We start from the raw sequence: 20,354 nt of genomic DNA on the forward strand, positions 1-20,354 counted from the left end.
GAGGGCATTCAGCCGCGCAGCGCGTCGCCCAGCGCCTCGCCGACCTGGCGTCCGGTGAACAGGCAGCCGCCGAGGAAGGTGCCCTCCAGGGCCCGATAGCCGTGCATCCCGCCGCCCCCGAAGCCGGCCGCCTCGCCGACGGCGTACACCCCGGGCAGCGGCGTGCCGTCGGCCCGCAGCACCTGCCCGGACAGGTTGGTGGCCAGGCCGCCGAGGGTTTTGCGGGTCAGCACGTGCAGCCGCACCGCGACCAGTGGGGAGCGGTTGGCGCGACCGTTCCGGTCGCACAGCGGGTGCGGCGGGACGATCCGCATCAGCCGATCGACCAGATAGCTGCGCGCGGCCCGGGTGGCGACCACCTGCGGGTCCTTGCCCAGCCCGCTGCGCACCTGGTCGTCGCGGGCCAGCACCAGCCGGTGCAGCCCGCCGGGATCGATCTGGTCGGTGCCGGTGAGCCGGTTCATCTTCTCGGCCAGCTCGGTCAGCGTGCCGGCGGTGAGGAAATCGGCCCCGCGGTCGAGGAACGCCTGCACCTCCTCGGTCGGCCCCGGCCGGACCCGGGTGAGCAGCTCCTTCACGTCCTTGTCGGTCATGTCGTGGTTCTGCTCCGACCCGGACAGCGCGAACTCCTTGGCGACGGTCTCCAGGTCGCACACGAACCAGGACCAGTCGTGTCCGCGGCTGGTGATCGCGCGCAGCGTGCCGAGGGAGTCGAAACCGGGATAGTTGGGGGCGGGCAGGCGTACGCCGTCGGCGTCCAGCCACAGCGAGCTCGGCCCGGGCAGGATCCGGATGCCGTGCTGGGACCACAGCGGCGAGTGGTTCTGGATCCCCTCGGGGTAGTGCCACATCCGGTCGGAGTTGATCAGCTCGCCACCGGCGGCCGCGGTGGTCTGCAGCATCCGGCCGTCCACATGGTCGGGTACGCCGGCGATCAGGTGCTCCGGCGCCGCCCCCCAGGCGGTCGGCCAGTTCTGGCGTACCAGGTCGAAATTGCCGCCGATGCCGCCGCTCGCCACCACCACCGCCTGAGCGGTCAGCTGGAAGCCGGCCACCCGGTCCCGGTTGGTCCGCCGCCCCCGCTCGGCGGCGTCGGGGGCGAGCACGTGACCGCCGACCCGCACCCCGGATTCGTTGCTGGACAGCGAATCCACGTAGTGGCGGTACCGCAGTTCGATCCGCGGCGAGTCCTGCACGTCGGCGGCGAACGGGGCGACCAGCCCGGGGCCGGTGCCCCAGGTGATGTGGAATCGCGGCACCGAGTTGCCGTGCCCACCGACCGGCTGGCCGCCGCGCTCGGCCCACTGCACCAGGGGCAGCAGTCCCACCCCGAGCTGGCGCAGCCAGGCTCGCTTCTCGCCGGCGGCGAAGTGCACGTACGCCTCCGCCCAGCGCCGCGGCCACTCGTCGCAGGGTCGGTCGAACCCGGCCGAGCCGAGCCAGTCGGCCAGGGCCAGCTCGACCGAGTCCTTGACCCCGAGTCGTCGCTGTTCGGGGGAGTTGACCAGGAACAGCCCGCCGAAGGACCAGAACGCCTGCCCGCCGAGGGATTGCTCCCCTTCGGCGTCCAGCACGAGCACCCGCAGCCCGCGCCGGGCGGCGGTGCTGGCGGCGACCAGGCCGGAGAGTCCGGCTCCGATGACGATGACGTCGGCGTCCATGGCGGCAGCCTGCCACGAGTCGGGCCGCGGCGGAAGCGAATCTGGGTCAGTCGACCAGTCCAAGCTCGGGGGCGAGCTCGTCGACGAGCCAGTCCCAGTAGGCGGAATGGGGTTCGGCGGTGCCGACCAGGTGTCCCGACAGCTCGAGGCTGAGTGTGCCCACCAGGCGGGTGAACGCCGAGACCAGGGCCAGCATGGCCGGGCCGTCGGCGGCGCCGAAGTCGGGGGCGACCCGCGCCAGATTCGCCATCAGCCGCCTGGCCGGTGCGGCCCGCGGGGCCTGGGGTCGGGCGTCGCAATCGCTCACCACCGACACCAGCGCCACGGCCACCCGGCCGGCTGGCGCCAGGGTCTCCTCCGGTGCCTGATAGCCCGGGACCGGCGAGCCGTAGAGCAGGGCCCACTGCTGCGGGTGGGTGTGTGCCCAGTCGCGCATCGCGGCGCACGCCCGACGCCACCGGGCCAGCGGTTTGCCACGAGCGGTGCGGACCGCCTCCTCCACCGCCGCGCCCACGGCGTCGTAGCTGTCCACGATCAACCGGGTCAGCAGCTCGTCACGACTGGCCACATAGCGATAGACCGCGGAGGAGGAGACGCCCAGCTCGCGGGTCAGTGCCCGCACGGACAGGCCGGCCGCGCCGACGTCGGCGAGCTGTTTCCTGCCCAGCTGGAGGATCCGCTCGTTCATCTGCTCGCGGGCGAGCTCGCGTGGTGTCGCCATGGAGCCACTCTGCCGGACCGGGAGCAGGCGACGCAATCGTGAGCAGTGCTCTTGCTCTTTCCTGGACCGGGTGCGATCGTGGAAACAGAGAGCGGTGCTCTCGAATCTTTGGAAGAGAGGCGAATGTGGTGGAGAAGCTGATCAACGACCTGCTGGCTTTCCTGGTCCGGCACGGTTTCCCGATGGGTGGAGCGGCCTGGTTCGAGGTGCGCGGGCGGCGCAGCGGTGAGCTGCGCGGGGTGGTGGTCAACCCGCTGACCCACCTTGGCCGCACCTATCTGGTCGCCCCGCGCGGGGAGACCCAGTGGGTGCGCAACCTGCGGGCGGCCGGTCAGGGTGAGCTGCGCGGGCAGACCTGGACCGCGCGCGAGCTGCCGGTCGCCGAACGCGGTCCGGTGCACCGGGCCTACCTCGCGCGCTGGTCGTGGCAGGTCAAGCGCTGGTTCACCGCGGACTCCGACCCGGCGGCCCACCCCGTCTTCGAGCTGGTTCCGGCGTGGTGCTCGGCACCGCCGCCGCGCTCGCCCGCACCGGGTCGCCGCGCACCGCTGCGGCTCACGCAATCGCCGGCTGTCTGACGATGCTGATCGCCCAACCCGCCCTCGATGCCCTCGACTGAGCCCGGTTAGGCTCAAGGCATGGCGACGATCTTCACCCGCATCATCAACGGCGAACTGCCTGGCCGCTTCGTCTACCGCGATGACCAGGTGGTGGCGTTCCTGTCCGTCGCACCGATGTCGCTCGGGCACACCCTGGTCGTCCCGGTGGCCGAGGTGGATCACTGGATCGACTGCGACCCCGAGCTGTGGCAGCACCTCAACCGGGTGGCGCTGCAGGTGGGCCGGGCGGTCCAGCCGGTGGCCGGCACCGCACGGGTCGCCACGCTGATCGCCGGGTTCGAGGTGCCGCACCTGCACCTGCACGTGTTCGGCGCCGACGACATGTCCGGATTCCAGCTCAGTCCGCAGGCCGCCAAGGAGTTCAGCGATGAGGAGCTGGACGCCGCCGCAGCGCGGATTCGAGAGGCGATCGAGTCACTAGACTGACCGCCATGTCCGTTGCTGAGCAGAACCACGACCTGGTGGTCGTGGTTGATTTCGGGGCGCAGTACGCCCAGTTGATCGCCCGTCGCGTCCGTGAGGCGCGGGTCTATTCCGAGGTGATGCCGTCCACGGCGTCGGTCGCGGAAATCATGGCCCGCAAGCCCAAGGCGGTGATCCTCTCCGGCGGACCCAGCTCGGTGTACGCCCCCGGCGCACCCCAGGTCGACCCCGACCTGTTCACCGCCGGGGTCCCGGCCTTCGGCATCTGCTACGGCTTCCAGGCCATGGCCGCGGCGCTCGGTGGGGAGGTCGCCCACACCGGACGACGCGAGTTCGGGCGTACCCCGGCCACCGTCGCCGAACCCGGCCGTCTGCTGGCCGACGCTCCGGCCGAGCTGAACATCTGGATGAGTCACGGTGACTCGGTTTCCGTTGCACCGCAGGGATTCCGCACGCTCGCCTCGACCGCCGGGGCGCCCGTCGCCGCCTTCGAGGACGTCGACCGCCGGCTCGCCGGGGTGCAGTGGCACCCCGAGGTCGGGCACAGCCAGTGCGGCCAGCTGGTGCTGGAATCCTTCCTGTTCGACATCGCCGGTTGCACCCCCGACTGGACCCCGGCCAATATCGTCGCCGACACCGTCGCCGAGATCCGCCAGCAGGTCGGTGACCGGCACGTGCTGTGCGCACTCTCCGGCGGCGTCGACTCGGCGGTCGCCGCCGCCCTGGTGCACAAGGCGATCGGCGACCAGCTCACCTGCGTCTTCGTCGACCACGGCCTGCTGCGCAAGGGGGAGGCCGAGCAGGTCGAGAACGACTACGTCGCCGCGACCGGCGTACGCCTGATCGTGAAGGAGGTCGCCGACCAGTTCCTCGGCCACCTGAGCGGCGTGTCCGACCCGGAGACCAAGCGCAAGATCATCGGCCGCGAGTTCATCCGCACCTTCGAGGCCACCGCCCGCGAGGTCGACCAGGACGCCGGGATCGACTTCCTGGTCCAGGGGACCCTCTATCCCGACGTGGTCGAATCCGGCGGTGGTGAGGGTGCGGCCAACATCAAGTCGCACCACAACGTCGGCGGGCTGCCCGACGACCTGAAGTTCCAGCTGATCGAACCGCTGCGCACCCTGTTCAAGGACGAGGTGCGCGCGGTCGGCGCCGAGCTCGGGTTGCCGGAGGCGATGGTCTGGCGGCAGCCGTTCCCCGGGCCGGGGTTGGCCATCCGCATCATCGGCGAGGTCACCCGGGAGCGGCTCGACCTGCTCCGCGAGGCCGATGCGATCGCCCGCGAGGAGCTCACCCGCGCCGGGCTGGACCGTGACGTGTGGCAGTTCCCGGTGGTGCTGCTCGCCGACGTCCGCTCGGTCGGGGTGCAGGGCGACGGGCGCACCTACGGTCACCCGGTGGTGCTCCGCCCGGTCAGCTCGGAGGACGCGATGACCGCCGACTGGAGCCGGCTGCCCTATGAGCTGCTGGAGCGGATCTCCACCCGGATCACCAACGAGGTGCGTGAGATCAACCGGGTCGTCCTCGACGTCACCTCCAAGCCGCCGGGCACCATCGAGTGGGAGTGACCCGCTCGCCCCGCTGCTGAGCGGCCCCCGGCCCCTTCCCGCCCCCTCCTCGCTCACGCTTATCGGTCAATTGTCCCGCGCACCCACTTGGGGACGCGGGACAATTGACCGATAAGCGTGAGCGGTAGGCACTGGGAGGGGGAGGGGGAGAGGAGGATGGGTCAGCGCAGGTCGTCGCGGTTGTGCAGGCCCTGGCTCTGGTTCTGGGTGCCGTAGGGCTGGCCGGCGCCGTTCTTCTTGGCCTGCTGCTCCGAATACCAGTCGCCGGCCTTCTTGCCCCAGTCCTCGGCGAGTGCCTTGCCGCCGTCGGTCGGCATCAGGATCCAGCCGAGCAGATAGGCGATCGGGCCGACTCCGGTGAACAGGATCACCGCCGCGGTGACCAGACGGACGATGGTGGCGTCCACGCCGAAATACTGGGCCAGCCCGCCGCAGACGCCTCCCAGCATCTTGTCGGACGAGCTGCGGGTGAGTCGCTTACCGGTGGTGTTCATCTTGTTCCCTTTCTGGGTGGGGTTTGGTGAGGTCTCGGGTCAGTGTCCGCGGCCGCGGATCACCAGTACGCCGGCGCCGAGCAGCACCAGCAGGACGGGAATGGCGACCCGGAGTACGCTCACGTCGAGTCGGCCGCCATAGGCGCTCCACAGCACCAGTCCGGCGACCGCGGTGCACAACGCTCCCGCCACGAAGGCGACGAGATCGGGGGTACGCCTGGCTGCCTCTGGACGGCTCATGGCCGCACCTCCAATTCTCCGACGTCGACGTGGGTCACCAGGGTCAGGGTGGGAGCGTCCGGTGGGCCCTGCTGCACCGTCACCCCGGCCAGGTCGAAACCTTCCTGGGCGCCGTCTGGCAGGTGGGCCGAGCCGACGTCGACCGACCACTCGAGCCGCACCGTGGTCCCGGGCGGCGGCAGGATCAGCAGCCTCCCGGCGTCCATGCTCACCTCGTGGCGAGTGTCGCCGCTCAGCTGCAACCGGGACAGGTCGAGCACCAGGGCACCGACATCGGTCCGGGTACCACCGGCCGGCAGTTCGGCCGCGCTCTGATAGGCGATCGTCTGCTCGGTTGGGCCGCCCACCCGCTCGTGGGTGGCGCCGCCCAGCGTCACCAGGGCGAGGAGCAGCCCCAGGGCCACCAGGCCGCGGGGACGGGGGCGCCAGGTGCCGACCAGCAGCGCTGCACCCACCCCGAGCAGGGCAGCCGCCGGATAGGCGTGTCCGGGCACCGACAACCAGATGTCGCTCACTCCCACCGCGGCCACCGGCAGCAGCACCAGGGCCGCGGTCCGCAACCGTCCACGACGGCGCGCGGCCGGGCTGGGCCGACCGCTCGGCACCACGGTGGCCGCTGCGGGTTCCGGGGCGGGCGGGTCATAGAGGCCGACCGGGTCCGGATGGGCCAGGAAGGCCTCCAGCGAATAGCCGGGGTCACCGACCGCCGACTGCCCCGCCGGCACCGACGGCTCCGCGGCGCGCGCGTGATGCTCCTGCACGCGGCGCTGCCAGGCGGCGGCCGCGTCGGTGAACCGGGTGCTCTCGGTGAACGGCGCGGGCGGGATCGGTCGGGCCGGGGCCGCCTCGGCGGCAGAGGGCTGGTCGCCGCGCGGCAACCGACCGGAGTGCTGCAGCCCCAGATAGCACATGCCGCCGACCACGATCGCCGGTCCGATCCCGAACGGCAGGATGCCGGCGAGCAGCGCGGAGGAGAGCAACGAGGCGACGATCAGCCCGACCACCCACACCGGGCGGGGCAAGCGGCGTACCTCCGGCAGGAAACCGTCGATCGGAGCACTGTCGCCACCCTGCCGCGGAACCGCCAACCACGCGGCCGCATAGAGCACCAGGCCGACCCCCCCGGACAGGGCGAGCAGCACCGCCAGCAGCCTGACCAGCAGCGGGTCGACCCGCCAACGGTCGGCCAGGGCGACACAGACACCGGCCACCTTGGCCTCTGTCGTGCCGCGGCGCAGCGTGCTCAGTTCCATGCCTCCATCGTTGCCGCTCGCCGGGAGCGCGACCATCGGGGATGTCCCCGAGAAGGGGCCCATCCTGTCCCCGAAGTCAGGGGTCGCCTCGGGGGGTTCCCGGTTGGCACCGGCCCGGGCGCGTGTGAGGCTTGAGTCATCATGACGACCGAATCGCCCGACACCGTCCCGGGCCGCCCCGGGCCGCCGGCGCCCGCGGTGCGGCCCGAACCGGGCGGCGGCGACGGACTCGACACCACCGAGGCGGCGACCCGCCCCCGCGCCACCCGGGTCACCGACGGCGCCTGGCTTGGCGGCGTGTGCTCGGGACTGGCCGCCCACCTCGGCTGGCCGGTGATGGTGCTGCGGGTCGGGTTCGTCGCGCTGGCCCTGTTGCAGTTCATCGGCGCGGTGGTCTATGCCGTGCTCTGGATCACCCTGCCCCCCGCCCAGGCCGAGCAGACCGCCCCCGGGCTGGAGTCGGCCAGCCGCAGCAACATGCGCCCCGACCAGCACAGGGGTCGCGGCCGCGGGGGCGACATCGGCGCGGTGATCGCCCTCGGGTTGTTCGGGATCGGCATGCTGTGGCTGGTCCAGGGCAGCGGGCTGGGCGTGTCCCAGAAGGTGTTCTGGCCGATCGCGTTCGCCGGCGCCGGCCTGGCGCTGGTCTGGCGTACCGCCGACAACCCGAGCCGCGGCGACTGGCGCCGGGAGACCGAGGGACGGGTCTGGCTGGCCCCGCTGGTGGCCCGCGGCCGGTTGCTGTCGGTGGCCCGGATCATCTTCGGGATGGCGATGGTCGGGGCCGCGGTCGGCATGGTGATCGCCTCCCAGGCCGGACTGTCCGAGATCCCGCGGATCCTGGCGATGGCGGGCCTGGCGCTCGCCGGCATCGGGCTGGTGCTGGCGCCCTGGGCGTACCGGTCGCGGCTGGCCCTGCAGACCGCCCGCGAGGAGAAGGTACGCGCCGACGCCCGCGCCGACATGGCCGCGCACCTGCACGACTCGGTGCTGCAGACCCTGGCGCTGATCCAGAAGCGGTCCGACGACCCCAAGACCGTCGCCACCCTGGCCCGCAAGCAGGAGCGCGAGCTGCGCACCTGGCTCTATGGCGACACGATCCGGGAACAGACGATCAAGTCCGGGCTGACCGCCGCGGCCGCCGAGGTCGAGGACGAGCGCGAGGTCCCCGTCGAACTGGTCTGTGTCGGCGATGCCGAGCTGGACGAACCGCTCGAGGCGATGCTGCGGGCGGCCCGTGAGGCCATGCTGAACGCGGCCAAGCACTCCGGCGCCCCCAAGATCGACGTGTACGCCGAGGTCGACGACGAGCGGGTGGAGATCTTCGTCCGGGACCGGGGGCGTGGCTTCGACATGGACGAGATCGGGGATGATCGGATGGGTGTGAAGGGCAGCATCATCGCCCGCATGCAGCGGCACGGCGGGACGGCCCGGATCAGGTCATCCGCCGAGGACGGTACGGAAGTGAAACTGGAGATGAGCAGATGAGCGAGCAGGCGCAACCGGACGGACTCGGCCAGGGAGGCACCGCGGCCTCACCCACCCCGAGCGGCACCGAGAAACCGCACCAGGGCCCGCTGCGGGTGGTGGTGGTCGACGATCACGGGATGTTCCGGGCCGGGGTGAAGCACGAGATCGGCCAGCACGTCGAGGTCGTCGGCGAGGGGGAGGACGTCGCCACCGCGGTCGCGGCGATTCGGCGTACCCAACCGGACGTGGTGCTGCTCGACGTGCACCTGCCCGGGGGCGGCGGGGCCGAGGTGATCAAGCAGGTGCACGCGACCGATCCGGAGCTGAAGTTCCTGGCGCTGTCGGTCTCCGACGCTGCCGAGGACGTGATCGGGGTGATCCGGGCCGGGGCCCGCGGCTATGTCACGAAGTCGATCAGCGCCGAGGAGCTGATCGACGCGATCCGACGGGTGGCCGACGGGGATGCGGTGTTCTCGCCGCGGCTGGCCGGCTTCGTGCTGGACGCGTTCTCCGGCTCGATCGACATCGCCGCTGTGGACGAGGACCTGGACCGGCTCTCCCAGCGCGAGCGGGAGGTGCTGCGGCTGATCGCGCGCGGGTACGCGTACAAGGAGATCGCCCGCGAGCTGTTCATCTCGATCAAGACCGTGGAGACCCACGTCTCCTCGGTGCTGCGCAAGCTGCAGCTGTCCAACCGGCATCAGCTCACCCGCTGGGCGACCGACCGCAGACTCGTCTGATCGGATTCCCGGTTCGGACGCGAGAAGGGCCTGCTCCCTCGGGGGAGCAGGCCCTTCTCGTTCGGGTCAGGTCAGGCGGCGGATCGGCCGCGTCCAGCAACTCGCGTGTAGATGAACAGCACGATCAATGCCCCGACGACAGAGATCAACAGTGACACCCAGAATCCGCTGTTGATCGCGAACGAGAGGGTTCCGTTCATGATGAGGTTGGTGAGGAGTCCGCCGACAAGTGCCCCGATGATGCCGAGGACCATGGTCATGAGGATGCCGCCGCCCTGTTTGCCGGGCATGATGGCCTTTGCAATGGCTCCGGCCAGCAGGCCGACGATGATGTATCCGAGAATTCCCATGCTCGAACGGTACCCATGTGTGCCGTGGGATATCCGTGTGACCCCTGTGAATAGGCCCAGAAATGGATGAGTGTTCACTTATCGACAGGTCGAGCACTGCCCGGGCGGATCAGAAGAAGGGGCTCAGCGGCCTCAGCACGGCCTCGGAGAACTTCACCATCATCGGGCGGGTGACCCACTCGTCGAGGGTGAGCTCGCGGCAGTTGGTCAGGTCGAGCGCGAACACCTCGGCCAGCTTTCCGTTCACGTCGGCGTCGGTGATCTCGAGGTTGACCTCGTAGTTGCCGATCAGCGACAGGTTGTCGAGGTTGGCCGTGCCGATGGTGGCCCAGGCGTCATCGACCAGCGCGGTCTTGGCGTGCACCATCGCGCCCTGATAGAGGAACAGGCGTACGCCACCGGCCAGCAGGCGGCGGTAGTAGCCGCGGCTGATCCAGTCGGCGACGATGTGGTTGGAGCGCTCGGGGACGATGATCCGCACGTCGACGCCGCGCTCGACCGCGCTGACCAGAGCGCGGATCATGTCCTCGTCGGGGATCAGGTAGGCGTGGGTGAGCCAGATCCGTTCGCTGGCTCGATCGATCGCCTCCAGGTACATGTAGCGGATCGGATAGATCATCTGCCGGGGCACGTTGCGGTGCACCTTCACCGGGCTGTACCAGGAGCGGGGGGCGCTGGATTCCAGGGCCGGGCGGCTGCGTCCCTTGACCAGGTTCCAGTAGTCGACGAACGCGTTGTCCAGCTCGCCCACGGCCTCACCAGTCACCCGGCAGTGCGTGTCGCGCCAGTCTGTGGCGTACAGGGCGCCGATGTTGTAGCCGCCGATGAAACCGACCTTGGAGTCGACCACCATCAACTTGCGGTGGTTGCGCCCGGAGTTGCGCGGGTGCCAGAAGTCCCAGCTGGCGGTGACCAGCGGGTGCTGCAGCACCTGCACGTGCGGTCCGAACCGGAAGAAGCGACGCGGGACGACCAGGTTGGCGAACTCGTCCACGACCAGGTGGACCTCCACCCCGCGGGTGGCCGCTCGCAGCAGGGCCCGCTTGAACTGACGCCCGACGCGATCACCCTTGAAGATGAACGTCTCCAGATAGATCGTGTGCTGCGCCTGGTCGATGGCGGCGAGCATGTCGTCGTAGAGGTCCTGACCGTAGGTGTAGACGGTCAGCCTGGAGTCGCCGACGGTCACCGGGACCGGCGCCAACTTGGGGAAGCGGACCGGCTTGCGGTCCCGCTTGCGGTGGGTGTCGATCAGCAGCAGGACCAGCATCGTGCCGAGTTGTACGCCGAAGACGGCGAGGATGGCGCGGCGTACCGCTGTGCTCAACCGGCGCCACCACATGCCCCCAATGTAGGGGGGCGCGGCAAGGCGGCTGCGGGTGGGTGTCGCCCGGGCCGCGTATCCTGCCGGTGAGATGGATGCTGCCGAAATCGATTCCCTGTTTCCCGACCTGCCCGCCGCGGGTACGCCTGCGTCGGCCGTCCCCGAGGGGGAGGGGCGTGTCGCCGCGCCAGGAAAGCGGCGTCGACCGTCGAAGGCCGAACGCGAGGCGGAGCTGTTGGAGGGGTTGAACGACCCGCAGCGGGAGGCGGTGCTGCACCACGGGGCGCCGGTGCTGGTGGTCGCCGGCGCGGGGTCGGGCAAGACACGGGTGCTGACCCGGCGGATCGCCCACCTGGTCTCGGTCCGCGACGTGCACCCGGGCTCGATCCTGGCGATCACGTTCACCAACAAGGCGGCCGCCGAGATGCGGCATCGGGTCGCCGAGATCGTCGGCAACCGGGCCAGGCTGATGTGGGTGTCCACCTTCCACTCGGCCTGTGTGCGCATCCTGCGGGCCGAGATCGCCCGGTTCGGCTATGCGCGGCAGTTCTCGATCTATGACGACACCGACTCCAAGCGGCTGGTTCAGCTGGTGTGTTCCGACCTGGAGCTGGATCCGAAGCGGTTCCCGGTGCGCACGGTGATGAACTGGATCTCCGACTGCAAGAACGACCTGGTCGACCACGAGTCCACCGGCCCGCGGGTGAACACCACCGACGACCAGTCCTTCGCGGAGGCGTACGCCGAATATCAGCGGCGGCTGCGCGCGGCCAACGCCGTCGACTTCGACGACCTGATCATGCTCACCGTGCACCTGCTGCAGGCGTTCCCGGAGGTGCGCGAGCAGTATCGGCGACGGTTCCGGCATGTGCTGGTCGACGAATACCAGGACACCAATCACGCGCAGTATGTGCTGATCCGGGAGCTGTGCGGGCAGAGTGAGGGCGTACCCGCCCCGGTTGGGGAGGCTGCGAGCGGAGTGAGTGCGGGGGTGCGCGGGTCTTCCCCCGAATTGCTCCCGATCGAGCCCGGTGAGCTGATGGTGGTCGGTGACTCGGACCAGTCGATCTATGCGTTCCGCGGGGCGACGATCCGCAACATCCTCGACTTCGAGGCCGATTTCCCCGGCGCGCGGACGATCCTGCTGGAGCAGAACTACCGCTCCACCCAGACCGTGCTGACGGCCGCCAACGCGGTGATCGCACACAACCCGAACCGGCCGGCCAAGAACCTGTGGTCCGAGGCGGGCGACGGCGACCGGGTGGTCGGCTACGTCGCCGACACCGAGCACGACGAGGCCACCTTCATCGCCTCCGAGATCGACAAGCTGGCCGACGAGGGCGCCTCGCGCTATGGCGACACGGCGGTGTTCTATCGCACCAACAACCAGTCCCGGGCACTGGAGGAGGTGTTCATCCGGGTCGGCCTGCCCTACCGCGTCGTCGGCGGCGTACGTTTCTATGAGCGCAAGGAGATCCGCGATGCAATCTCCTATCTGCGGGCGATCGCGAACCGTGCCGACGACGTGTCGGTACGCCGGATCCTGAACGTGCCGAAGCGGGGGATCGGGGACCGGGCCGAGGCGACCATCGAGGCGCTGGCGCAGCGGGAGCGGATCCCCTTCGCGGACGCGTTGCGGCGCTATGAGGAGACGCCGTTGGCGACGCGGTCGGCGAACCAGATCGCCGGGTTCGTGGAGTTGATGGAGGAGCACGAACAGCTGGTCGCCGACGGGGCGCCGGCCAACGAGGTGCTCGCCTCGATCCTGGACCGCTCCGGCTATCTGGCCGAGCTTCAGGCCTCGGAGGACCCGCAGGCCGAGACCCGGTTGGAGAACCTGGCCGAGCTGTTGTCGGTCGCCGAGGAGTTCGTGCGCAGTGCCGCCACGGTCGACCTGGCGCCGGCCGCCGGGGATCGCGCCGACGAGCTGCTGGGCGCGCCGGAGCCGGACCCGACGCTGCCGGCGTTCCTGGAGCGGATCGCGCTGGTCGCCGACTCCGACCAGATCCCCGACTCACCGGAGGGGGAGAGCGCCGGCACGGTCACGCTGATGACCCTGCACACCGCGAAGGGGTTGGAGTTCGACACGGTCTTCCTGACCGGCTGCGAGGACGGGGTGTTTCCGCACCAACGCGCGTTGGGGGACAGCAGGGAACTGGAGGAGGAGCGGCGGCTGGCCTACGTCGGGATCACCCGCGCGCGCAAGAGGCTCTATCTGTCCCGGGCGATGACCCGGACCGTGTGGGGGGCGCCGCAGCAGAACCCGGGCAGCCGCTTCCTGAACGAGATCCCGCAGCACCTGCTCGACTGGCGTCGGCTGCCGTCGGCGGTGACCAGCTGGAACAACACCTCGGCCACCTCGCAGTGGCGGGGTCGGCGGCGGGAACGGAGCGGCGCCGGTGCGGGCACCTTCGCCCAGCGCGTCGACAGCACCCGGCGCCCCAAGGAGGTGGGCAGCTTCACCGCCGGGGAAAAGGTGGTGCACGACGTCTTCGGCCTGGGCACCGTGGTCGCGGTGCACGGCACCGGTGACGCGACGCGGATCGACGTCGACTTCGGTTCCGCCGGGCTCAAGCGGCTGGCCCCGCGCTTCGCCCCGCTCGAGAAGCTCTAGGCCGGGCGAGCGGCTGGCGGCGCGCCCCCGATCTGGCGCGCTGCGCGAGCCCGGCGCATCAAAGGCGCACTCCCAGGGTGAGCAGCCAGCGGTAGGGGTCGTCGGTGACGTGGGGGTTGGTGGTGCTGGCCCCGGCGGGGTAGTGCTCGAGGTGCAGGTGCGGGCTGAAGGTGCGCCCGGTGAGGCCGACCTGGCCGATCAGCTGACCGAGGGCGACGCCGCTCGCCACGGACCGCACCGCGCTGCCGAGCGGGGCGGAGAGGTCCTGGCCGGTGTGATAGCGGGACCAGCTGCCGATCTCACCCCCGGCGGATGGCGGCTCCCTGGTTGAGCAGCGCGGTGGCGCGCGTGTCGGTGACTGCCTGCCGGGAGAACGTGTCGGTGGCGGCGGCGACCGCGTCGAGACCGGTGCTGCGGCGACTGGCGGACAGGCCGACCACCTCGCGTTCCACCGCGGCCAGCACGGAATGGCTGGTGTCCCCGCCCGCGGCTCCGAAGTCACGCTAGCACTACCCCCAGTAACTAGACGGGCTCCAGTGGCGAATGTTGCAGATGTTGCAATTGAGCAGAAACGGACAGATGAGTCTTGCCGCGGCCGGCGTTCACCCGTATGCCGAGGTGGGCCCGGACCGCGCCCAGCCTCAGAGGCGTACGCCCATCCGCAGCAGCCAGCTGTAGGGGTCGTCGGTGGAGTACACGTCGCCCGGACGAGCGCCGGAGGGGTAGTGCTCGAAGTGCAGGTGAGCACCGAAGGTACGCCCGGTCATGCCGACCGCGCCGATGCCCTGACCCGGGGTGACCATCTGGCCGGGACGCACGGAGGTGGTGGACATGTGCGCGTACAGGGTGGACGAACCGTCGGCGTGCTTGATCACCACGTGGGTGCCGGCCCAGCCGGCACCGGCGGCCGAACCCATCACGATGCCACCGGCGGCCGCGCGGATCGGGGTGCCGACGGGAGCGGGCAGGTCCTGCCCGGTGTGGTAGCGGGCCCAGGAACCCACCGCACCCCAGCGGGCGCCAAGGGTGTAGCGGCCGGGGGCGATCGGGGTGGCGCCACCGCCGGAGACGCCACCGCCGCCGCCGTCGCCGACCTGGGGGGCCGGGCCGGGGGCCGGGGCCGGGGGAGCCTCGAGGGTGCCGGCGGGCTGGCCGCCGTTGGCCTGGGCGCGCTTCAGGGCCTCTTCGGCCTTGCGCTTCTCCTCGGCCAGGCGGGCCTGTTCGCGCTTGGTGGCCTGGGCGTTGTTGACCAGGTTGGTGGAGCGGGCGTCCGCGATGGCGGCACCGGAGGTCTCGGTGGCCTTCTCACCGGTGGCGACCAGCTGGGCGCCGCGTTCCTTGGCGATCTGGTCGGCGACGGCGCCGTCGATGGCGGCGCGGACCGCGTTGCGGGAGGTGCCGTCGGCCTGCCGGGCGAAGACGTCCAGGGCGCCGTCGACGGCGTCGTTCTTGTGCTCGGTGTCCTTGGCGTCGTTGACCGCTGCGGGCTGGTTCTTCTGCTGCTGGACGGCGGCGGGCTGGGCCTGGGTCAGGTCCTGGCCGGTGGCCGCGGTTGCGCTGGCTGAGGTCTCCAGGGACTGGGCGGAGGCGGTGAGGGCAATGGAGCCGGCTACCGCGAGTCCCAGGGCCGAGATGGCCAGGGCGGCCAGGCCGTGCGTGACGAGACCCTTGACGCTCAGGTCCTCGTCGATGGTCGAGCGGTTTGCGGCGAGCGCCCCCTCGGGGGACTCGACACCCAGTGCCCGACGGGCCTTGGCCCTGCGGAACGAGCGTTGTGACACCTTGTGACTCCTAGAACCCAACTCGGTCTACGTCCAACGGACGGGACGCCTGAAGAAACATAACGGATGGATAACCGGCACTCAACCTGAACTTGGGGAATTTCCTGAAGAAATCTCAGGCACCCCCGCCCTGACTGGGCCTGTAGCCCATCCTTGTGAGAAAGCTCACTCAGTTTTTGCTTGGACTTCCTCAGCGTACGCCGGGTTCTGCGAACCCCTCGCGCGCGCAGGTGACAGCTGGGTAGGGTGAAGCCGTGGAGAACAATGCCCCGATCCGTGTGGTGGTTGCCAAGCCGGGCCTCGACGGCCACGACCGTGGCGCCAAGGTTGTCGCCCGTGCGCTGCGTGACGCGGGGATGGAGGTCATCTACACCGGCCTGCACCAGACCCCCGAGCAGATCGTGCAGACCGCGATCGCCGAAGACGCCGACGCCGTCGGCCTGTCGGTGCTCTCCGGTGCGCACATGACCCTGTTCGCCAAGGTGCTCGACCTGCTGAAGGCCGAGGACGCCTCCGACATCGTCGTCTTCGGCGGCGGCATCATCCCCGAGGACGATCGTGGACCGCTGGCCGAGTTGGGGGTGGCCCAGGTGTTCACCCCGGGCGCCACGATGGCCGAGATCGTCGAGTGGGTACGCGGCAACGTGCACCGCGCCACCGTCTGACCGGCACCCCGCCGAGCCGCCGCGCAACACCCGGCGCATGTCCAACTTGACCGCCCGGCTGCGCGCGGACCGGCCGACCCACTAGGCTCCACTCGGGTTCGTCACGGCCGACGGCGGATCGTTCGATCCAGCTGCCCGACTGCGGACGCGCCTGTCGGCGTACGCCGATTTTCCTTCCCGCACAGCGGGAGCGCAGACCCCGTCGGGGAGGACCCGGCGGAATCAACCAAGGATGGAGCCGTCGTGGATCTCTACGAATACCAGGCGCGCGACGTTTTCGAGTCGCACGGCGTCCCGGTGCTTCGGGGCATCACTGTCACCACAGCAGAAGAGGCCGGCCGGGCCGCCGAGGACCTGGGTACGCCGGTCGTCGTCGTCAAGGCCCAGGTCAAGACCGGTGGCCGCGGCAAGGCCGGTGGCGTGAAGATCGCCAAGAGCCCCGCGGAAGCCACCGAGAAGGCCGGCGAGATCCTCGGCATGGACATCAAGGGCCACACCGTGCACCGGGTGATGATCGCCGAGGGTGCCGACATCGCCGAGGAGTACTACTTCTCCATCCTGCTGGACCGGGCCAACCGTTCCTATCTGGTGATGTGCTCCAAGGAGGGCGGTGTCGAGATCGAGCAGCTCGCCGTCGAGCGTCCCGAGGCGCTCGTCCGCGTCAGCGTCGACCCGGTGCAGGGGCTCGACGAGGCCAAGGCCCGGGAGATCGCCGAGCAGGCCGGTTTCGACGCGGCCGACCACGACCAACTGGTGAACGTGTTCACCAAGCTCTACGAGGTCTACACCGGTGAGGACGCCACCCTGGTCGAGGTGAACCCGCTGGTGAAGACCGTCGACGGCAAGATCATCGCCCTCGACGGCAAGGTCACCCTCGACGACAACGCCCGCTTCCGCCACGAGGGCCACGCCGAGCTGGAGGACAAGTCCGCCACCGACCCGCTCGAGGTCAAGGCCCAGGAGAAGGGGCTCAACTACGTCAAGCTCGACGGCAACGTCGGCATCATCGGCAACGGCGCGGGCCTGGTCATGTCCACCCTCGACGTGGTGGCGTACGCCGGCGAGGAGTTCCCGGGCAGCCCGAAGCCGGCCAACTTCCTCGACATCGGCGGCGGCGCCAACGCCGCGGTGATGGCGAACGGGCTCGAGGTGATCTTCTCCGACCCGAGCGTGCAGGCCGTGTTCGTGAACGTGTTCGGCGGCATCACCGCCTGCGACGAGGTCGCCAACGGCATCGTGCAGGCGTTCGAGATCCTCTCCAGTGACGGCATCGACCCGAAGCCGCTGGTGGTACGCCTGGACGGCAACAACGCCGAGCTGGGCCGGCAGATCCTCGACCAGGCGGCGCTGCCGAACCTGGAGCGGGTCGACACGATGGACGGCGCGGCCCGCACGGTCGCCGAGATCGCCTCCAAGGCGAAGTGAAGGAGCGCGAGCAATGGCTATTTTCCTGAATTCTGATTCCAAGGTCATCGTCCAGGGCATGACCGGCTCCGAGGGGATGAAGCACACCCAGCGGATGCTCGCCTCCGGCACGAACATCGTCGGCGGTGTGAACCCGAAGAAGGCCGGCCAGACCGTCGACTTCGACGGCGGCGCCCAGGTGCCGGTGTTCGGTTCGGTGGCCGACGCCATGGCCGAGACCGGCGCCAACGTGTCGGTCGTCTTCGTTCCGGCGAAGTTCACCAAGGCCGCCGTGGTCGAGGCGATCGAGGCCGAGATGCCGCTGGTGGTCTGCATCACCGAGGGCGTCCCGGTCAAGGACACCGCGGAGTTCTTCACCATGACCAAGGGGTCGAAGACCCGCCTGATCGGCCCGAACTGCCCGGGCCTGATCTCGCCGGAGCAGTCGAACGCCGGCATCATCCCGGCCGACATCGCCCCGAAGGCCGGCAGGATCGGCCTGGTGTCCAAGTCGGGCACGCTGACCTACCAGATGATGTATGAGCTGCGGGACTTCGGCTTCTCCACCGCCGTCGGCATCGGTGGCGACCCGGTCATCGGTACCACGCACATCGACTGCCTGCAGGCGTTCCAGGACGACCCGGACACCGCGGCGATCGTGATGATCGGTGAGATCGGCGGTGACGCCGAGGAGCGCGCGGCCGACTACATCAAGGCCAACGTGACCAAGCCGGTGGTCGGCTACGTCGCCGGGTTCACCGCCCCCGAGGGCAAGACGATGGGCCACGCCGGCGCGATCGTGTCGGGTTCCTCGGGCACCGCGGCCGCCAAGAAGGAGGCCCTCGAGGCCGCCGGCGTCAAGGTCGGCAAGACGCCGTCCGAGACCGCCGACCTGATGCGCCAGATCATGCAGGACCTCGGCTGATCACCCAGCCCTGAACAACCAGCCCTGCTTAACCAGAACGGCCCCGCGCGGTTTGCGCGGGGCCGTTCTGTTTCCATGGCCGGGCTCGCGCGCAGCGCGCCATCACCCCGATCTTCAGGACGGGTCGTCGAAATCTTCGCGGCAGCATGCCCGTTGCCCGCTTGGGCGACGCGGGATTTCTCCTTGGCGTCCTTCCAGATCGGGGGCGCGCTGCCAGACGCTCGCCCGGCCGGGCGCGTCGCGCGTGAGCGCGGAAAATACGCGCTATCGAATCTGCGTGGAGCGTTCGCCGGCGCGGAGGTTGACCCCGATCCAGGCCTCGTCGGAGAAGTCGAAGGTGTCGCTCGGGTTGGCCCGCAGATAGATCACCTTCTGGCCGGCCGAGAAGATGCCGACGCGATACTTCTGGGTCCGGGTCTGGTCCAGCTTCTGCGTGACGACGTACCAGGCACCCTTCACCTCGGTGCCCTGTGCCGGGGTGAGCAGTGGCGCCTGTTTCTGCACCTTGGCGGTCAGCGTGCGCTGCTCGCAGCCCTTGATGTTGTTCGAGATCTTGTCGACGAGCTCGTTCGCCGACTTCGGGTTCTCCATCTGCAGCATGATCTCGTCGATGCCGAACTCCGGCGGCGCGGCCGGATCGTTGCGCAGCAGATAGGTGCGCTGCTGGCGGGTGCTGGCACCGGAGACGGTCGCGAAGTCGATCGCCTCACAGTTCGTGCCGTCCTGGATGGTGACCCGGCTCCCCGGGGCGTTGCCCCTCCACTGGCCCACGCCCTGGGTCACCCGCGGGATGTCCCCGGAGGCGAGGAACCCGGGCTGGTCGCCGCCGGGCGGCGGGATGGTCAGGTTGACCGAGGTGCTCGGCGCGGTGCACAGCCCGACGGCCGGACCGCACTGGCGGTTGACCGCCTGGCTGAGCGCCTTGACCATGGAGTCGATGTCGGCCGGCTGGCCCATCCGGACCACGTCCAGAATGTTCAGCACGCGGCCGGTGCGGACCAGGACGATCGAGTGGTATTCGTTCACCCGGTCCTGCAGCACCAGGCGTACGCCGACGGCCTGGTTGCCGACACCGGTGATCTGGAATCCCTTCTCCACATAGAGCGGGGATCCGACGCAGCCGCCGATCTCGGTGCTGCGGAAGTTGAACATCTGCGCCGCCTCCTCGGGGGAGGCGTACGCGTCGGCGCGGTGCAGGGCGGCGGTCTTGTCATCTCCGCTGGCCTTCAGCTGGCGGAGCAGGGTGATCGCCGGGCCCGGCTGGCCGGTGGGCTGGGGGCCGATGCAGGCGGCCCCGGGGGAGCTGTCGTTGACACCCTGCTCGGTCAGGCTCTGGCTCCACGTGCGGCTCGGGTCGATCGACTTGGCCTGGCCGTCGGTCAGCAGGCTCGACTGGGCGAGCACCGGGCCGGGGGTGGCGCTGACGCCCTGCCCGACGGGGCCGGTCTGCTCGGTACGCCGGTTCAGCGACCACAGGGCGTACGAGACCAGGACCGCGATGATGCACAGGGCCGAGATCGCGGCCACGCTGAGGGCCATGGTGTTCCGCTTGTCGAACCCGCGCTTGCTCGGTTCGGCGGCCCGGCGACCGACCGGCGTCTGCTCGGGTTCCTCCTTCGAGCGACGACGCACCCGGTCCAGCGGGTTGGGACGCTTCTTGGCCGGCTCGGTCGGCGCGAACGGGTTGGCCGGTCGCTCGGCGGGCTGGTCGGCCTGTTGCGCGGCGGGCTGCTCAGCGGAGCGGGACGGGGCGGCGGGCCAGTTGCGGGCGACCAGACCCGGTCGCTTCTCGTCGGCACGCGGCCTGGTCTCCTCGGCGCCTGGTTTCGCGGCGGCTCGCGTGGCGTCGGTCGCCGACTGCTCGGGGGTCGTGCGGGTTCCCGGGTCACGGGTGAAACCCGGGCCGGGGTGCTTGCCCGCATCGGCCGAGGCGGGCTCATCGGCCGGGGTCGACTGCGCGTCGTCGGTCCAGCCGCGTCGGGCGGACGCCGGCTTCTCCGAGGGGGACTCCGCTGGTGCGGACTCCTCATCGGAGGGCAGCGCAGCCCGCCTGGGCCGGTACTCCGTTCCGTCGTTCGACAAACTCGCTCCTCCCGAG

At 70.2% G+C, this 20,354-nt stretch carries 20 protein-coding genes; 9 read left to right on the forward strand and 11 right to left on the reverse strand.

Features of this window, described 5'->3' with window-relative positions; translation table 11 throughout:
- Positions 1-8: 8 nt before the first annotated feature.
- The gene (locus tag CGZ93_RS05570; protein WP_094363153.1) at positions 9-1,661 is read right to left on the reverse strand and encodes an FAD-binding dehydrogenase; all 1,653 of its coding nucleotides are present in this window, start codon (positions 1,659-1,661) and stop codon (positions 9-11) included.
- A gap of 46 nt (positions 1,662-1,707) precedes the next feature.
- The gene (locus CGZ93_RS05575) at positions 1,708-2,382 is read right to left on the reverse strand and encodes a TetR/AcrR family transcriptional regulator (protein WP_094363154.1); all 675 of its coding nucleotides are present in this window, start codon (positions 2,380-2,382) and stop codon (positions 1,708-1,710) included.
- A gap of 128 nt (positions 2,383-2,510) precedes the next feature.
- Between CGZ93_RS05575 and CGZ93_RS05580 the strand changes: the two genes are divergently transcribed.
- Genes CGZ93_RS05580 through guaA form a run of 3 tightly spaced genes read left to right on the forward strand, consistent with a single transcriptional unit; the run spans position 2,511 to position 4,996 of the window.
- Positions 2,511-2,960, forward strand: coding sequence for a PNPOx family protein (locus CGZ93_RS05580; protein WP_094363155.1), 450 nt, complete (start codon positions 2,511-2,513; stop codon positions 2,958-2,960).
- Between the two features lie 60 nt (positions 2,961-3,020).
- Positions 3,021-3,428, forward strand: a complete 408-nt coding sequence (locus tag CGZ93_RS05585) for an HIT family protein (protein WP_094363156.1) — start codon at positions 3,021-3,023, stop codon at positions 3,426-3,428.
- Positions 3,429-3,433: 5 nt separating this feature from the next.
- Complete coding sequence (gene guaA / locus CGZ93_RS05590; RefSeq protein ID WP_094363157.1) at positions 3,434-4,996, forward strand: glutamine-hydrolyzing GMP synthase; 1,563 nt, start codon at positions 3,434-3,436, stop codon at positions 4,994-4,996.
- A 161-nt stretch (positions 4,997-5,157) separates the two neighbouring features.
- Here guaA and CGZ93_RS05595 read toward each other — a convergent pair whose 3' ends face one another.
- The 3 genes from CGZ93_RS05595 to CGZ93_RS05605 are packed head-to-tail and all read right to left on the reverse strand — an operon-like array spanning position 5,158 to position 6,983.
- Positions 5,158-5,490 (reverse strand): PspC domain-containing protein, encoded by a 333-nt coding sequence (locus CGZ93_RS05595; RefSeq protein ID WP_094363158.1) that lies wholly within the window; start codon positions 5,488-5,490, stop codon positions 5,158-5,160.
- Between the two features lie 39 nt (positions 5,491-5,529).
- Positions 5,530-5,730: a hypothetical protein gene (locus CGZ93_RS05600; RefSeq protein ID WP_094363159.1), complete on the reverse strand. Its 201-nt coding sequence runs from the start codon at positions 5,728-5,730 to the stop codon at positions 5,530-5,532.
- A complete protein-coding gene (locus tag CGZ93_RS05605) occupies positions 5,727-6,983 on the reverse strand; it encodes a PspC domain-containing protein (protein WP_176451642.1) in 1,257 nt (418 codons plus the stop codon). The genes CGZ93_RS05600 and CGZ93_RS05605 overlap by 4 nt, the downstream gene beginning before the upstream one ends.
- Before the next feature lie 141 nt (positions 6,984-7,124).
- Between CGZ93_RS05605 and CGZ93_RS05610 the strand changes: the two genes are divergently transcribed.
- Both CGZ93_RS05610 and CGZ93_RS05615 read left to right on the forward strand, forming a co-directional pair.
- Positions 7,125-8,471 (forward strand): ATP-binding protein, encoded by a 1,347-nt coding sequence (locus tag CGZ93_RS05610; protein ID WP_094363161.1) that lies wholly within the window; start codon positions 7,125-7,127, stop codon positions 8,469-8,471.
- Positions 8,472-8,590: 119 nt separating this feature from the next.
- On the forward strand, positions 8,591-9,193 hold the full coding sequence (locus CGZ93_RS05615; RefSeq protein WP_229117227.1) for a LuxR C-terminal-related transcriptional regulator: 603 nt from the start codon (positions 8,591-8,593) through the stop codon (positions 9,191-9,193).
- A 71-nt stretch (positions 9,194-9,264) separates the two neighbouring features.
- Here CGZ93_RS05615 and CGZ93_RS05620 read toward each other — a convergent pair whose 3' ends face one another.
- Complete coding sequence (locus CGZ93_RS05620) at positions 9,265-9,543, reverse strand: GlsB/YeaQ/YmgE family stress response membrane protein (RefSeq protein WP_094363163.1); 279 nt, start codon at positions 9,541-9,543, stop codon at positions 9,265-9,267.
- 109 nt (positions 9,544-9,652) lie between these two features.
- A complete protein-coding gene (locus CGZ93_RS05625) occupies positions 9,653-10,885 on the reverse strand; it encodes a phospholipase D-like domain-containing protein (RefSeq protein ID WP_094363164.1) in 1,233 nt (410 codons plus the stop codon).
- Between the two features lie 73 nt (positions 10,886-10,958).
- Here CGZ93_RS05625 and pcrA point away from each other — a divergent pair, with 73 nt between their 5' ends.
- Positions 10,959-13,481 carry a DNA helicase PcrA gene (gene pcrA / locus CGZ93_RS05630; protein WP_094363194.1) on the forward strand — a complete coding sequence of 841 codons (2,523 nt, stop codon included), beginning with the start codon at positions 10,959-10,961 and terminating at the stop codon, positions 13,479-13,481.
- Positions 13,482-13,539: 58 nt separating this feature from the next.
- Here the strand turns inward: pcrA and CGZ93_RS18775 are convergent, their stop codons facing one another.
- From CGZ93_RS18775 to CGZ93_RS05640, 3 genes are all read right to left on the reverse strand, one after another.
- A complete protein-coding gene (locus CGZ93_RS18775) occupies positions 13,540-13,710 on the reverse strand; it encodes a hypothetical protein (protein WP_176451643.1) in 171 nt (56 codons plus the stop codon).
- Positions 13,711-13,780: 70 nt separating this feature from the next.
- Positions 13,781-13,945: a hypothetical protein gene (locus CGZ93_RS18780; RefSeq protein ID WP_176451644.1), complete on the reverse strand. Its 165-nt coding sequence runs from the start codon at positions 13,943-13,945 to the stop codon at positions 13,781-13,783.
- Between the two features lie 177 nt (positions 13,946-14,122).
- Positions 14,123-15,262 carry a M23 family metallopeptidase gene (locus CGZ93_RS05640; protein ID WP_094363166.1) on the reverse strand — a complete coding sequence of 380 codons (1,140 nt, stop codon included), beginning with the start codon at positions 15,260-15,262 and terminating at the stop codon, positions 14,123-14,125.
- A gap of 254 nt (positions 15,263-15,516) precedes the next feature.
- Here CGZ93_RS05640 and CGZ93_RS05645 point away from each other — a divergent pair, with 254 nt between their 5' ends.
- The 3 genes from CGZ93_RS05645 (at position 15,517) to sucD (ending at position 18,256) form a co-directional block, all read left to right on the forward strand.
- A complete protein-coding gene (locus CGZ93_RS05645; protein WP_094363167.1) occupies positions 15,517-15,927 on the forward strand; it encodes a cobalamin B12-binding domain-containing protein in 411 nt (136 codons plus the stop codon).
- Positions 15,928-16,170: 243 nt separating this feature from the next.
- A complete protein-coding gene (gene sucC, locus CGZ93_RS05650) occupies positions 16,171-17,352 on the forward strand; it encodes an ADP-forming succinate--CoA ligase subunit beta (protein ID WP_094363168.1) in 1,182 nt (393 codons plus the stop codon).
- 13 nt (positions 17,353-17,365) lie between these two features.
- On the forward strand, positions 17,366-18,256 hold the full coding sequence (sucD, locus tag CGZ93_RS05655) for a succinate--CoA ligase subunit alpha (protein WP_094363169.1): 891 nt from the start codon (positions 17,366-17,368) through the stop codon (positions 18,254-18,256).
- A 264-nt stretch (positions 18,257-18,520) separates the two neighbouring features.
- Here sucD and CGZ93_RS05660 read toward each other — a convergent pair whose 3' ends face one another.
- Positions 18,521-20,338 carry a hypothetical protein gene (locus tag CGZ93_RS05660; RefSeq protein ID WP_094363170.1) on the reverse strand — a complete coding sequence of 606 codons (1,818 nt, stop codon included), beginning with the start codon at positions 20,336-20,338 and terminating at the stop codon, positions 18,521-18,523.
- Positions 20,339-20,354 lie beyond the last annotated feature (16 nt).

The sequence above is a fragment of the Enemella dayhoffiae genome, from assembly GCF_002250625.1.
Classification (GTDB): Bacteria; Actinomycetota; Actinomycetes; order Propionibacteriales; family Propionibacteriaceae; genus Enemella; species Enemella dayhoffiae.

What these genes read in the sequence shown, in the direction of transcription:
- CGZ93_RS05570 (WP_094363153.1), bottom strand. Translation starts at nt 1,661, where the DNA reads ATGGACGCCGACGTCATCGTCATCGGAGCCGGACTCTCCGGCCTGGTC.
- CGZ93_RS05575 (WP_094363154.1), bottom strand. Translation starts at nt 2,382, where the DNA reads ATGGCGACACCACGCGAGCTCGCCCGCGAGCAGATGAACGAGCGGATC.
- CGZ93_RS05585 (WP_094363156.1), top strand. Translation starts at nt 3,021, where the DNA reads ATGGCGACGATCTTCACCCGCATCATCAACGGCGAACTGCCTGGCCGC.
- guaA (WP_094363157.1), top strand. Translation starts at nt 3,434, where the DNA reads ATGTCCGTTGCTGAGCAGAACCACGACCTGGTGGTCGTGGTTGATTTC.
- CGZ93_RS05595 (WP_094363158.1), bottom strand. Translation starts at nt 5,490, where the DNA reads ATGAACACCACCGGTAAGCGACTCACCCGCAGCTCGTCCGACAAGATG.
- CGZ93_RS05600 (WP_094363159.1), bottom strand. Translation starts at nt 5,730, where the DNA reads ATGAGCCGTCCAGAGGCAGCCAGGCGTACCCCCGATCTCGTCGCCTTC.
- CGZ93_RS05605 (WP_176451642.1), bottom strand. Translation starts at nt 6,983, where the DNA reads ATGGAACTGAGCACGCTGCGCCGCGGCACGACAGAGGCCAAGGTGGCC.
- CGZ93_RS05610 (WP_094363161.1), top strand. Translation starts at nt 7,125, where the DNA reads ATGACGACCGAATCGCCCGACACCGTCCCGGGCCGCCCCGGGCCGCCG.
- CGZ93_RS05615 (WP_229117227.1), top strand. Translation starts at nt 8,591, where the DNA reads ATGTTCCGGGCCGGGGTGAAGCACGAGATCGGCCAGCACGTCGAGGTC.
- CGZ93_RS05620 (WP_094363163.1), bottom strand. Translation starts at nt 9,543, where the DNA reads ATGGGAATTCTCGGATACATCATCGTCGGCCTGCTGGCCGGAGCCATT.
- CGZ93_RS05625 (WP_094363164.1), bottom strand. Translation starts at nt 10,885, where the DNA reads ATGTGGTGGCGCCGGTTGAGCACAGCGGTACGCCGCGCCATCCTCGCC.
- pcrA (WP_094363194.1), top strand. Translation starts at nt 10,959, where the DNA reads ATGGATGCTGCCGAAATCGATTCCCTGTTTCCCGACCTGCCCGCCGCG.
- sucD (WP_094363169.1), top strand. Translation starts at nt 17,366, where the DNA reads ATGGCTATTTTCCTGAATTCTGATTCCAAGGTCATCGTCCAGGGCATG.